Below are 14,002 nucleotides of genomic sequence, written 5' to 3'. Positions count from 1 at the left end.
TAATATAGGTAACTATTATTTTAATGAAAACATTCATTTAAAATTTATAGTCGTAGATGATTTTGTTATTATTAGTACTGGTAATTTTACAGAAAGTCAGTTTGTTTTCATACCTGATATTAACATTGAAAAATTTGTTAATATGCCTGAGCAAAAATATTCGGGTACGTACTCTGAAGTGGCTCAATATATTTTATTGAAAGATGTTAAAAATTTAGCAGATGACTTAATGAGTCATTTTAATGCTCTGATAAAGCAAAAGGATACAGTCCAAGCTAAAAAATGCTAAGTTAACACGTTGTTCTCACTACCTCTCATTATTGTTCATCTGAAGTAGCCAGTTATTATAATAGACCAATCGCCGTAAAGAACAGGTCATGCTTGTTTGATGAACAAAAAAGGCAATGACTTTTATCGTCATTGCCTTGAGTGATCTTCGCTTTTACTTTACTACGCTATATTTAATAACGGTAACGGCTATTGTTACGTTGTGCACGAGCTTGATTTGAGCGAGCTTTGTGAGCCGATGCTGATTTAGCTTGTGATAGTTGAATCGATTCAATGGTTAGCTCCATTGGTTCACGTGGTTCTAAGCCGTGAGCAAAGGTGCGTGAACGAGGTGGCATTTCATATTCAAGGTCCGATGCTTTTGGCATACGCTTAAATTTATACAAGTAAAAGTTCTCAACTTTCTCTCTTGCCCACTCAGTTTTTTTCAAATATTTAACGCTGCTTGCAATCGAAGGGTTGGTATGAAAGCAGTTTAAACGCATTGCAGTATCAAGAATCTGCCAGCCATAGAAAGTCACTAGCTCACTCAGTAGAGTTTCTAGTTTTAAACCATGAAGTGGGTTATTTTGTTGTAATTCGATTCTTTCTTCTTCAGTCATAAGTCATTCCTTAGCAACAGCAACACTAGGTATTGCTGTTGTATTAGTATGGTTTAAGCCATTTGTTCAGTTTTAACCAAGTGATCTAGGTACTCATCGTAAGTACCTTGGAAATTGATTAATTTGTTATTTTTAATATCAATGATATGCGTTGCTAATGATGATACAAATTCACGGTCATGACTAACAAAAATTAGCGTACCTTCATAAACTTTTAGCGCTTCATTTAAGGCTTCGATTGCTTCCATATCCATGTGGTTAGTTGGCTCATCCATAACCAGCACATTGATATCTTGCATCATGAGTTTACCAAACAGAAGGCGGTTTTTCTCACCACCTGAACAATTCTTGGCTTTCTTATTTGCATCATCAGCAGTGAAGAGTAGGCGACCTAAAATACCACGAACCATCAGATCATCATGTTTAACAGTACGCCACTGTGAAATCCAATCAAAGATAGATAAGTCATTATCAAAATCAGCAGTGCTATCTTGAGGGCAGTAGCCAACCGATGCATTTTCTGACCATTTAACGATGCCTTGGCTTTGCTCTAAGTCACCAACTAAGCAGCGTAGTAGGGTACTTTTACCCACACCATTTTCACCAATAACCGCAAGTCTAGTACCTGCTTCAAGTAATAAACTGCCATTTTCGAATAATAGTTGATCATCAAAAGAATGACCTACATTTTCAAGCTCTAATGCTAAGCGGTGCAGTTTGCGACCTTCACCAAAATCAATAGATGGGCTCATTCTGCTTGAAGATTTTACTTCATCTAGCTTGATTTTATCCATTTTTTTAGCACGAGAGCTTGCTTGTTTTGCTTTAGAAGCATTAGCACCAAAACGGTTTACAAAATCTTGAAGCTCGCTAATTTCAGCACTCTTTTTAGCATTGCTAGCCAGAAGCTGCTCACGAATAAGACCTGAAGCTTCAAGGAAGTACTCATAATTACCTGGGTAAATACGCAGTTCACCATAATCAATATCAGCCATGTGCGTACATACTGAGTTTAGGAAGTGTCTATCGTGCGAGATAATGATCATTGTACACTTACGTTGATTTAACTCTTCAGCAAGCCAATTGATCGTGTGGATGTCCAAGTTGTTGGTTGGTTCATCAAGCAACAGGATATCAGGGTTAGCAAAAAGAGCTTGTGCAAGTAGAACACGAAGTTTCCAACCTGGTGCAACTTGCTGCATTAAACCGTAGTGAAATTCTTCTTCGATGCCCGCTTGAATCAGAATATCACCAGCACGACTTTCCGCACTGTAGCCATCCATCTCAGCAAATTCACTTTCTAGTTCAGCAACAGCCATACCATCAGCTTCTGTCATCTCTGCTTTAGCATAAATACGGTCACGTTCTTGCTTTATTTCCCAAAGTTTTTTATCGCCCATGATCACAACATCGACAACATTAAATTCTTCAAAAGCGAATTGGTCTTGGCTAAGAACCCCTAATTTTTCACCAGGAGTGATAGATACATTGCCTGAACTCGGTGTTAATGCACCGCTGAGGATCTTCATGAATGTTGACTTGCCGCAACCATTAGCACCAATAAGACCGTATCGGTTACCATGACCAAATTTTGCTGAGATATTTTCAAATAAAGGCTCTGCGCCAAATTGCATTGTGATGTTTGCGGTAGATATCAAAGAAGTTCTTCCTAGCTGTGTACTATCAGGCTAATTATTCGACCAGAATGGACAAAATATGAGATGAAAGTAAGAGTAAATAGGCGGCGGATTATACAGATTTATTTGATAAAATGTAGTATTGATCAGGGATTTATTATTGCTTTTAGTGTAAATAAGAAAATGCCCACAAGAGTTGTAGGCATTTAGATGGAGAGCGAGGAATTAATCTACCTTATTAATCAATTAAGTGTGCGATTTTTTCTAAGAACATATCTTTTCTAAATGGTTTAGGTAAATAGTCGTTCATCCCTGCTTCGTAACAGCGTTTTATATCATCATCAATAACTGACGCCGTTAATGCAATGATAGGGGTAGGCACTAAACTGTCCCTGGTTTCTAGTTTACGAATTTCTTCTGTTGCCGTGAAACCATCCATAATCGGCATCATACAGTCCATAATAACCAATAGATATTTATTACCATTTTCAAAAAAGTCGACAGCTTCTTGTCCATTATTAGCAACATCAAAGCTAAAGCCCGCTTTACCAAGCATAATAGTCGCCACTTTTTGGTTGACCATATTATCTTCAACTAACAGCACTTTTTTACTATCAGAAGACTCTTCATGTTGCTCATTAGTGTCAGCTGAAGCGCTCTCAGTCATTTTTAGTTGAGCATTGTCGTCAACCTGTGGTGATGTTGTTTTAAGTTTATCAACTGTCGGTGGAGTATATGGGACTTCTATCTGATCGCTTGCCCTTCTTCTTTTGTTGATTAGTACGTTTAATAATCGGTTGCCTAATAGTGGGTAAGTAGCTAATCCATCAATACTTTTCCCATAATCAATCATAGTATGATTATGGTGGCGAATAACCGATATCATGGCATTAGGGTTTGCAGTTCTTATGGTGTGTATGTCGAGTAGGGTTTGTTCTGGCTGAGTTTGGATATAGATAATATTTTCAAACAGAGCTGGTAATCCTACTAAGTCTTTGACACTTGCGACATGTTGCGTGATAGGGAACTGATAATAGTTAATTTCATTTTTTATTGCGTCGGCATAAATCGAATCATTATCAATGATAACAAGAGGGTGGTTTTCTCTAACATGTGTATTCGCGGCGTCTTGCGCGATGATATCAAGATCAAGAGTAAAGAAAAAACGACAGCCTTTGCCTTTTTCTGATTCGAGTTCTATTTTACCATCCATTAGGTTAATTAACTCAGTACTGATGGCAAGCCCTAAACCCGTTCCTCCAAACTTACGTGTAATAGAACCATCTTCTTGTGAGAAAGCTTCAAATACAGAAGCCTGTTTATCTTTAGCGATACCAATGCCTGAATCTTGAACTTCAAAAAGTAATGATACCGAGCGGTTTTGTACTTTTACATTTCTAACACCAATAGTAACACTACCTTGCTCTGTGAATTTAACAGCATTGGATAAGAAATTCATCATAACTTGACGCAATCGGTGATCATCAATCATCACTTTATGGGGCACATTATTATCGACAGAGACAATTAAATTTAAGCCTTTGTCTGAGACCATAGGGGTGACGATAGAAGCGGTATCATAGATTAGCTCACGGATATTGGAGCTGTGCGGAGTAATTAATAGTTTACCTGACTCAATTTTTGATAAATCGAGGATATCGTTAATGAGTCCTAGCAATAAATGAGCGGATGTATCAATGGTTCTAACGTAATCAGCTTGTGTTGGGCTAAGATCGGTATCAGATAATATTTCAGAGATACCGATAACCCCATTGAGTGGGGTGCGTATTTCATGTGACATGTTAGCTAAGAAACTACTTTTCGCTTTGTTCGCTTCTTCTGCTTTATCTTTTTCTTTTTGTGCTGTAGCAAGAGATTGAATAAGCTTCTCTTGGTTTAACATCCTCTCATTCGATAATTTATTGATCCGATCAGCAAACAAACTAAGCTCATCACGACCATGAATTGGGATTTCATCTTTAAAGTTAGAGTCATCTTGAATTTTTTCGAGTGTTTCTAAAATACTGGTTAGGTAGTTTACGATGCGATGTGAAAGATTAAAGCCTAAGATAGCAATGAACAGAGCCGCTAATGATATGACCGCAATGAACATATTTCGATTAAACTTGAAAGCTTCCACATACTGATTCACCTCTTCATTAAGCTGACCTTCAATCATGGCTGATACTTTTTGCAGTAAATTTAGCCGCTCTTCTAATGATTGAATACCGAGATCTATTTCCTCTTTAGTCATCGGTTGCTCTTTATCATTAGCTAGGATACTTTCCCTAAAAGCACTACTTTTGAGAAAAGAGGGGTGGCTGAAGGTTTTAAGCAAAAGTTTGACCTGATTTTCATCAGCATTGATGGCTAAAAAACGGTCAATAAATAGTTTTTGGTATTGAAATAAGGCGGATAACTCCTGGTTGTCAGTATCACTTTGTACTGAATTCGTATTGGAGGGATCTGTTTGAGATAAGCGTGATAGCTCAACCTTAATTCGTTGATGAAGTTGCCAGTCTTCTTCCGCAGCCCAGAGCATTAACCACTCAAGTTGATAAAGGGCAATCAGGTGTCCATCAACCGTTGGGATTCCGGTATCTAGGTTAATCTTTTCGAGGTTAAGGTAAAGTTGCTTATAGAGGTCTAACATCCATGATGATAACTCAACTTTTTCTTCATTATCTTCAGAGGTAATGAGATCATTTTGCGTCTCTTGCAGGTCATATAAAATACTTTCAATAAACAACGGGTCATGATTAGGAAAGGCACCTGGTATTAAGGCGATCGCTTGCTGCAGTTTATTGTCATCGAGCAAAGCACCTTGCTCATCGAATGTCTTATTTTGTAATGCACTCAGTCGCGCGTCATGCAGTACATCATGATTGTCTGATAAATGATTCAAAAAACTCATATCATTAGATAGCGTTGTTAATGCATTTAAGCGATTTGTCAGTGATGATATTTGCAGCATTGCTAGGTAAACCAAAAGGGCTAAAGGCAGAATAGCCATCAAAAGCACTTTGGTTTTTATTTTGTAATGATTTAGAAACATATAATATTTTCCTTTTACCTTAGCTTAGAATGTAAAAACTAAACCCAAAGTAACAATATCTACGTCTGACTCTGCATTAGCGCCGAGTCTATCGGTAAATTGACCAGCAATTCCAGCATCATTTATATCAGCCCAGATATATTGAGTTTCAATATTAAAGGCAATATATTGGTTAACATCGTATCGTAAACCAAGCAGAACTTGTCTGCTACTGCGACTGATACGTTGTTGGCTGTAAGTAATGTATGGCGTTAATTTATCAAAAGAGTAATCAACACTGGCATACCAGTTGGCGTAATTGTGTTGACTTAACAGGGTTTCGCCAAGAATGCGCCAATTGCCAAAATACTGCTCAATACCAATACTAAATAGCGTCAAGGTTTCATTTTTGTTCTCACCTAAATTTAGAACCATTCCCGGCATCACTTCAATGCTGCGAGCATCATCATAAGTGGTTCTAAAGGCAGTGAAATTTACATAGGTATCATCATAATAAAAGTTAGCATTTAGCCCGTAGCCAACATCTGAATCTATCGTTACATCAACACCAACAACATCATATTCATTTTTATTGGGTATGGTTGCAAATGGTGTGATGGAAACCCCAACCGTATCTTGTATCCAACCATCCCATGTTGCACTAACGCCATTGAAAGAGGTGACGCCAAGCAGTGAGTCATAAATATCTTGTGGAGGTCTAAGCCAAGGGTATGCATAAGAGACATAATAATATTCTGACATTAGAAACATAGGCAGGCGTAATCTACCGGCTCTAAATGTGAAGTTTTTATAGTCATAGGCAAGGTAAGCCCATTCTAGATCTGGCGATGAAAAATGGTCTTGTGGGCGCTTCACTGCTTGGAACGAACTGCGAAGGTGGTCAGTCATTTGCCAGTCAAGTTGCAAACCTAAAGTTGTATCACAGTCATAACACCACTCATCGCTTATATCGCGATTGGTAAATACAGGAACTTCATTATCTGTTTTTGTTGCTGACACGTGACCAAACCCACCAAGTGAGAACGAATCACTGAGTTGGATTGCTCCATAAGAAGAGATTGGTAGCAGTAAGGTTGATGAGAGTAATAGAGTCCATTTCATCATTATTTAACCTCCAACTTGTATAAGATTTTCACATCAGATGGCTTATCGGGCAATGAAAAGTAAGCGACGCCATTTGGATTATTTTTTAGCCATTCAACGACTTGAGAGAAATCATCAACTTTGATCTCTTCTGGGGATGTAGTTTTGCCAGAAAAAGCGAGGCTAGCCCATTGCGAATTCATTTGGCTTGCATTTTTTCTAAGTAGGGTTGAGTAAAACGTCTTTCGTGTATTGGATTCAGGGGGGAGGTCTAGTAATTCGACTTTATTACCAGCTAATGTGGTTGATTTACCTCTGTAGATCATCTTAGCTTGGTTCTTATTTAAATCATTAAACTCATCATTTAAAGTAATAATGTAGATATCACTAGCAAAGGTGCTACACGAAGTTAATAATCCTACCCCTAGTACGTTAGCTAGAAGCTTTCTATAATTAATCATATTGGCTATCCATGGGTAGATGAACGTCAATGGTTCAGGTCCTTGTTGTTGCTTCAAGTGTGTCAAATTTATGACACATATTATGTATAATTAGTAACTTACACTGTTAACTAAAGTTAGTTCAAAATGCGTAGTTCGTCTAATTTTCTATAAGAAAAAAAGGCAGGGCTGAATACAGTGTGACTTTCATACAAATAAGAGCAAAAAGTTGATTAAATAGGTGTAAAAAAGGACTATTTAATAGCGACGTTGTCGCATTTTGTTATCGAATCCTTTGCCTAATGAGGCATGTTTTTCTTAGATATAACGACTTTTCATCGGTTGGATATATTTATGTCAATAAGATTTAATATGATTTCATTCGCGTTAATATTCGCTTTCCCCAGTGCTTCTCAAGGTGAAGTTAGTGAGGCCGAGCAAGTCTTTAGCGAACCATTCTCCTTACTAAGTGCACTGTCATATACTGATGATGTCGATCTTTCACAGTATTGGTATAGTGAAAAATTAGATGGGATTCGGGCTCGGTGGGATGGGCAGCATTTATATACACGCTCAGGTAAAAAAATAGTTGCACCAGATTGGTTTATTGCTGGCTTTCCTACGCAAGTACTTGAAGGGGAATTATGGGCTGGACGAGGAGGGTTTCACCTTGTTCAGAGTACAGTGTTAGATCATAAGCCCAGTGACTTAGCATGGAAAAATATCACTTTTATGGTATTTGACAATCTAACAGATAAACAAGCCTATCAATTTCGCTACCAAGAGTTACAAGCTCTTTTGCAGAAAATAGACCTACCGCAACTACAACTAGTCGAACACCACGCAATAAAAGATAAGCAGCAATTAGAAAGTCTTTTGCAAGAGGTTGACTCTGGTAAAGGCGAAGGTTTAATGCTACGTAGGTTTGATAGTTTTTATCGAGCTGGACGTAGCAGTGATTTGTTAAAGTTAAAAAAGAATCAGGATGCTGAGGCGGTAGTGGTTGGCTATAAATTAGGTAAGGGACGCTTGTTAGGTCAAGTAGGCTCTTTGCTAGTGAAGTTTGATGATCGCATTGAGTTTGCCATCGGTAGCGGGTTAAGTGACAAATTGCGTCAAAACCCACCACCGATAGGGACAACGATTACCTTTCGCTATAATGGTTTCACTAATAATGGCGTGCCTAAATTTGCTCGCTATATTAGAGAGCGACCATCAAATGACTAGAGTTTACCTTACAACAAATAAACCTTAGTTCATCGCTTAACGAGTCGCATAAGATAACTGTACATTGTCTGGTTGTTTATGCATCCAGTGCAGACGGATACCGAGCATTAATGCTGCTGATGATAGACCAACAATGAAGCCAATCCAGAAGCCTTGAGCGCCCATAGGATTGGTGATCATATCGGTGACAGCAAGAACATAACCGAGTGGTAAGCCAATGAGCCAATAGGCGACAAAGGTGCAATTAAAGATGGCGCGCATATCTTTATAGCCTCTTAGTGCACCAGCTGCGATGACTTGAATGGCATCAGTACATTGGTAGATAGCCGCTAACAGTAATAACTGCATAGCAAGTGCAATCACTTCTTGGTTATCTGTATATAAAAGCGCGACTTGTTCACGGAAGATAACAGTAAAGGCGGCCGTGATGAACGCTGTGAGCAAACCAACCATTAAACCAATGTGAGAAGCAATGCGTGCACCCTCTGTGCTCTGTTCTCCTAGTTTATGACCAACACGGATACTGACAGCAGCACCAATACTCATTGGCAACATAAAGATCAGTGAGGAGAAGTTAATTGCAACTTGATGTGATGCAACAACAAGAGGGCCAAGAGGAGCAACTAATATCGCAACAACAGCAAATAATGTAACTTCAAAGAAAATGGCGGCAGCGACAGGGAAACCAAGTTTAAATAAACGTATTTGAGCTTTTAATTCCGGTTTATGAAAGTGAGCAAATAGTTTAATAGGCGCAAGTCTTTTTGAACAAATGACATAGCCAAGTAGCAGGGTAAACATCAACCAATACACGATAGCCGTTGCTACACCACAGCCAACACCACCTAGTGCAGGGGCTCCAAGCTCACCATAAACAAACATCCAGTTTAAAGGGATATTGAATAATAAACCAATAAACCCAATGACCATAGCTGGCTTTGTTAATGACATGCCATCAGTAAAGCTGCGTAATGTTTGAAAAAGTAGAAAAGCAGGAACGGCAAAAATGACGGCATTCATATAGCCGATAGTTTTTATGCCCATTTGAGGATCGACATCCATAAAGCTAAGGATAAATCGGGTTTGTAATAAAATGAAAATAATAGGGATAGAAACCAATAAAGCAAGAACAGCACCTTGTTGAATTTCATATGAAATTTTATGCGACTGACCCGCTCCATTGAGTTGAGCAACGACAGGGACTAATGCCATTAGTAGACCAACGCCAAATAAAATAGAAGGAAGCCAAATACTTGCTGCAATAGAAACGGCAGCCATATCAATAGCACTAACGCCACCAGCCATAACAGTATCGACAAAGCCCATACCTGTTTGAGCAACAGACGCTATTAATACTGGGGTAGCTAATTTTACTAAATTTGAAGCTTCTTTTTTATAGCGATGCACACGTTTCTCCGAGCAGCAAAGTTGGATAGAATTTTTAATGTGTGGATAATAAAGAAATGTCACAATAAGCACCACTAATAATTACCGAGAAAAGAAAATGTTTACAGGTATTGTGCAAGGTTTGGCGACAGTCGTTGCCATTGAAGAGAAGGATTGTTTTCAAACTCATATTATTGAGTTAACAGAAAGCCAAGCGCTGGGGTTAAAAGTGGGTGCTTCAGTTGCTCATAATGGTTGCTGCTTAACGGTAACAAAAGTGGAACCTGTCTTAAGAGAGGTTGCTGGGGGGGCTGTTTCTGTTGTGCACGCTTCATTTGATTTAATGCAAGCGACGTTACGTTTGACTAATTTAGGTAAATTATCGCCATTAGAACAAGTCAATATAGAAAGAGCCGCTAAGTTTGGTGATGAGATTGGGGGGCATAATATGTCGGGTCATATCTCATTAATGGCTCAAATTGACGAAGTTGTTGAGACTCCTAATAATCGTACTCTATGGTTTAAACTACCAACAAAAGAAGCGATGAATTACATTTTTGCTAAAGGATATATTGGTATTGATGGGTGCTCATTGACGATTGGTGAAGTAGAAGAGCAGCGATTTAGTGTCCATCTAATTCCTGAAACTTTGCAACGAACATTATTCGGTTCTAGGAAAGTCAGCGAGTGGGTGAATATTGAGTTTGATCCTCAGACCCAGGTAATTGTTGATACTGTTGAGCGTGTGCTTGCTCAGAAATTATCGTGATTAAAAAAGGCGATAGGGGATCACTATCGCCTGACTCTTACTTATATAAGTTAAAAAGAAGCAGGTACCGTTAATAAAACTGCTCATCATCAGCATTAATAAGTAATTCGATACTATCTTGTTGCTCATTTACATTCATACTTAAATGAAAAGCATGACAGCAGGCAGGGCAGTCATCATAGAAAGACTGACTACCATTGGTAGCATCTAACGTGATTTTAATTGAGTGACCACAATGTGGGCAGCAAACCATTCGTTCTGTATATTTATCCATAAACTGTCCTTACACTCGTCATGACACTAAACCATCTAATATATCACCAGGTGCATATTAGATGGTTTGGTTTTTTTTGGTTGTGAAATAACTAGGAAGCATGATTGAGTACATAAAAAATGATAAATTAATTAATAATGGTACGCTATGCGCTGGTGGCGTGATAGAGTAGGTAAGGCGTTATTTAGCATGCATTTTTAAAATACCAGCAATTTGCTTTTCTGCTTGTTCAAGATAGTGACCACCATATTGGTAGCAATGATTGAGGATATAATAAAGGTTATAAATGTCTTTGCGTGAAGTATAACCAAGTTCAAGTGGACGAATACTTTCATACCCTTGATAAAACTCAGCATCAAAGCCAGAGAAAAGTTCAGTCATTGCTAGATCACATTCAGAATCTCCCCAGTAGCAAGCAGGATCGTAACATATCGGTCCAAATGCACAATTAGCAACATTACCATGCCATAAGTCACCATGTAACAATGAGGGTTGTGGATTATGCCCAGCTAAAGCACCACTGACCACATTGACGATCTCATCAATGTCACCAAACTCTATTCCTTTTTCTTTTAGTAAGTGCAATTGCCAGCCGATACGTTGCTCTGCAAAAAAGCGATGCCATTTCTTATGCCAAGGGTTAGGTTGGACTGTGGAGCCGATATAATTATCATGATCATAACCGTACTCTTTCTGCTCTCCCCATTGATGCAGATGTGCAAGTTGTACACCAAAGCTGAAGCTTTTATCACTATCATCAAGAGGTTTAGTCGGTAGGTAATTGAGAATGATAAAAGCCCCGTCCTTGCAGTCACCAATATGTACTAATTCAGGGACATAGACCGTATCGGTTTGACGCAAAGACTTAAGATTCTCTGCCTCAATTTCAAACTTACCAAGAAATTGACGGTTATTCACTTTGATAAAATAGCGTTGCTCTCCATCACTAATCATGTAGCAATCGCTGATATTTCCACCAGGTACTTTCACTCTTTCTTGTATTTTAAAATCGAACATTAAAACATCAGAAAGTTGCTGAGAGATAGCTTGCCACATACTGAGCTCCTACATTATAAATCGTTATAATAGAAGAACTTTAGTTCAAAATGAGATGTTTTGCTAAATAATGGATAGAATAGTTGCTTAAAGTTGATATTTAGGGGAGGGAAGTGGTCTAAATGTGAGCTAGATCGTAGAGTATTTACTAAACCGTCAACAAAAAGAAATGAGTTTCAAGTATGATAACGGTTTAATAAAGAATAAAAGTGATTTATGAATATACTTATCTGCGATGACTCATCTATCGCAAGAAAATCAATTGATCGTTGTATTGTCAAAACAGATAAGTTGAATATTTTTTTTGCTGATAATGGTCGTCAGGCTTTAATGTTAATGCAGCAGCAAAATATAGATATACTATTTCTAGACTTAACCATGCCCATTCTTGATGGCTTCGATGTGCTTGCCGCATTACCTATAAATACATATCCAACCAAAGTCGTTGTTGTCTCTGGTGATATTCAAAAAGAAGCGGTAATAAGATGCAAGGAGTTGGGTGCGTATAGTTTTATCGCTAAGCCTTTTAAAGACAATGATAAAATGAGCCAGTTATTCGCACAATTAGGCTTAATATACATTCCTCTAATGGCATCAAACCAACCAATATGTAAAGATGATGGCTTAGCTAAGTTTAAAGAAGTCTCAAATATTGCTCTGTGTAAAGGCGCTGCTATTATAGCCGATCATCTGCATCAATTTATTCACCTCCCTGTTCCCCATGTTGGACCATTATCTTATGGTGAACTAAAAATGACACTTAATGATGTACGTCATCGTGATAATGAGAGTGCAGTGTCTCAGCGGTTTGTTAGTGGCGGTATACATGGTGAGGCTTTAGTGTGCCTTCGTGGTCAAGATTTAGCCATGATGGGGAATCAACTTGGCTATGATCCGGAGCATTCAACATATAATGAAATTATTATCAATATATCGAACTTACTTGTGTCGTCTTATTTATTCTCACTAGGTAATCAACTAGGGCGTTCAATTTCTTTGAGAAAGCCAGTAGTTTTAGAAGATAAGGTGTTTTTATTGAACAATAAAATTAGTGAGTATGAGTCATTATTTGCAATTGAATATATTTATATTGCAGAGGTTATGGATGTTCAATGTGAAGTTTTATTTTTTCTTGATTCAGCATCTGTTGATTATATTTATGACATCATGGAAACGTTATGAATACTAAGCTAACTATTGATATAGATGATTTGCATTGGATGATGCAACTACTTGATACTATGGACTCAGGTTTAGTTGTACTTGATCGTGATTATAATGTATGTATCTGGAATAGTTTTATGCAGTCATATAGCGGCATTTTAGCTCAAGATATTATCGGTCGAAATTTGTTTACTGTTTGTACGGACATTCCGAAAAGTTGGCTCGAACATAAAATGAATGCAGCAGCTAAACTAGAAGGGAAGTCATTTTCTAGCTGGGAAGATAGGCCATATCTATTCAAATTTTCAAACTTTTCACCGGTTTCACAAGGCTTGGATTATATGTATCAAGATATAGTGATTACACCGCTGAGATCCTTATCCAGTGGAATTACTCATATTGCACTAATGATCAATGATGTTTCTGATATAGCCAAAAGTAAAATTGAATTAAGCTCATCAAATCAACATTTAGAAAAAATAAGTCAAACCGATGGGTTAACGGATCTTTATAATCGCATTCATTGGGAAAGGTGTTTGTCGGCTGAATTTAAGCATCTTTTAAGTGATCTCAGTCGATCAAGCTCATTAGTCATGATTGATATTGATCATTTTAAAAAAATCAATGATACCTATGGTCATTCAATTGGTGATGAAGTGATCAAAATTGTCTCTTCAACGATAAAGTCTAATGTTCGTTCTCAAGATTTATGTGGGCGCTATGGTGGGGAGGAGTTCATCATATTATTGCCGAATACAACTGGTGATGAGGCCTTTTACTTTGCTGAAAGGTTACGTAAGAAAATAGCGTCATTGGCGTTAAAGGTAGCAACGCATCAGGTCCAAGTAACGATTAGTTTAGGGGTTAGTTGCTGTGAAGCGAATCATTACTTTGCAAATTATCACGATTGGCTAAAAGAAGTTGATAATCATTTATACCAATCGAAACATACCGGTCGCAATTGCACCACGCACCTTGCTGCAAATAATTTCACTGTTGAAGAAATAGCACTATAATGTAG

At 37.9% G+C, this 14,002-nt stretch carries 12 protein-coding genes and 1 pseudogene; 5 read left to right on the top strand and 8 right to left on the bottom strand.

The annotated features are described in order from the left end of the window. A pseudogene (locus tag BCU68_RS16910) lies at window positions 1-289 on the top strand (hypothetical protein); the annotation flags it as partial. 172 nt (window positions 290-461) lie between these two features. Here BCU68_RS16910 and BCU68_RS05835 read toward each other — a convergent pair. The 5 genes from BCU68_RS05835 to BCU68_RS05815 form a co-directional block, all read right to left on the bottom strand. Next, complete coding sequence (locus tag BCU68_RS05835; RefSeq protein ID WP_102563859.1) at window positions 462-890, bottom strand: VF530 family DNA-binding protein; 429 nt, start codon at window positions 888-890, stop codon at window positions 462-464. 53 nt (window positions 891-943) lie between these two features. Next, window positions 944-2,548, bottom strand: a complete 1,605-nt coding sequence (locus BCU68_RS05830; RefSeq protein ID WP_102563858.1) for an ABC-F family ATPase — start codon at window positions 2,546-2,548, stop codon at window positions 944-946. A gap of 217 nt (window positions 2,549-2,765) precedes the next feature. Then, complete coding sequence (locus BCU68_RS05825; RefSeq protein WP_198591691.1) at window positions 2,766-5,540, bottom strand: ATP-binding protein; 2,775 nt, start codon at window positions 5,538-5,540, stop codon at window positions 2,766-2,768. A 66-nt stretch (window positions 5,541-5,606) separates the two neighbouring features. Continuing rightward, complete coding sequence (locus BCU68_RS05820; protein ID WP_102563856.1) at window positions 5,607-6,686, bottom strand: sulfate ABC transporter permease; 1,080 nt, start codon at window positions 6,684-6,686, stop codon at window positions 5,607-5,609. Beyond that, window positions 6,686-7,126 carry a hypothetical protein gene (locus tag BCU68_RS05815; protein WP_102563855.1) on the bottom strand — a complete coding sequence of 147 codons (441 nt, stop codon included), beginning with the start codon at window positions 7,124-7,126 and terminating at the stop codon, window positions 6,686-6,688. The genes BCU68_RS05820 and BCU68_RS05815 overlap by 1 nt, the downstream gene beginning before the upstream one ends. 333 nt (window positions 7,127-7,459) lie before the next feature. Between BCU68_RS05815 and BCU68_RS05810 the strand changes: the two genes are divergently transcribed. Next, window positions 7,460-8,332, top strand: coding sequence for a DNA ligase (locus BCU68_RS05810; RefSeq protein ID WP_102563854.1), 873 nt, complete (start codon window positions 7,460-7,462; stop codon window positions 8,330-8,332). Between the two features lie 36 nt (window positions 8,333-8,368). Here BCU68_RS05810 and BCU68_RS05805 read toward each other — a convergent pair whose 3' ends face one another. After that, window positions 8,369-9,739 (bottom strand): MATE family efflux transporter, encoded by a 1,371-nt coding sequence (locus BCU68_RS05805; protein WP_102563853.1) that lies wholly within the window; start codon window positions 9,737-9,739, stop codon window positions 8,369-8,371. A 97-nt stretch (window positions 9,740-9,836) separates the two neighbouring features. Between BCU68_RS05805 and BCU68_RS05800 the strand changes: the two genes are divergently transcribed. Further along, window positions 9,837-10,487: a riboflavin synthase subunit alpha gene (locus tag BCU68_RS05800; RefSeq protein WP_102563852.1), complete on the top strand. Its 651-nt coding sequence runs from the start codon at window positions 9,837-9,839 to the stop codon at window positions 10,485-10,487. Window positions 10,488-10,557: 70 nt separating this feature from the next. On the opposite strand, the gene BCU68_RS05795 is transcribed toward BCU68_RS05800, so the two are convergent. Both BCU68_RS05795 and BCU68_RS05790 read right to left on the bottom strand, forming a co-directional pair. Beyond that, window positions 10,558-10,761 (bottom strand): CPXCG motif-containing cysteine-rich protein, encoded by a 204-nt coding sequence (locus tag BCU68_RS05795; protein ID WP_102563851.1) that lies wholly within the window; start codon window positions 10,759-10,761, stop codon window positions 10,558-10,560. Window positions 10,762-10,941: 180 nt separating this feature from the next. Beyond that, window positions 10,942-11,817, bottom strand: a complete 876-nt coding sequence (locus tag BCU68_RS05790) for a fructosamine kinase family protein (RefSeq protein ID WP_102563850.1) — start codon at window positions 11,815-11,817, stop codon at window positions 10,942-10,944. Window positions 11,818-12,033: 216 nt separating this feature from the next. Here BCU68_RS05790 and BCU68_RS05785 point away from each other — a divergent pair, with 216 nt between their 5' ends. Both BCU68_RS05785 and BCU68_RS05780 read left to right on the top strand, forming a co-directional pair. Next, complete coding sequence (locus BCU68_RS05785) at window positions 12,034-12,999, top strand: response regulator (RefSeq protein WP_102563849.1); 966 nt, start codon at window positions 12,034-12,036, stop codon at window positions 12,997-12,999. Next, on the top strand, window positions 12,996-13,997 hold the full coding sequence (locus tag BCU68_RS05780) for a diguanylate cyclase (protein WP_102563848.1): 1,002 nt from the start codon (window positions 12,996-12,998) through the stop codon (window positions 13,995-13,997). The genes BCU68_RS05785 and BCU68_RS05780 overlap by 4 nt, the downstream gene beginning before the upstream one ends. The last annotated feature ends 5 nt before the right edge of the window (window positions 13,998-14,002 follow it).

It is taken from the genome of Vibrio sp. 10N.286.49.B3 (genome assembly GCF_002873395.1).
Classification (GTDB): domain Bacteria; phylum Pseudomonadota; class Gammaproteobacteria; order Enterobacterales; family Vibrionaceae; genus Vibrio.
This window is presented reverse-complemented; position numbering and strand designations above follow the sequence as displayed.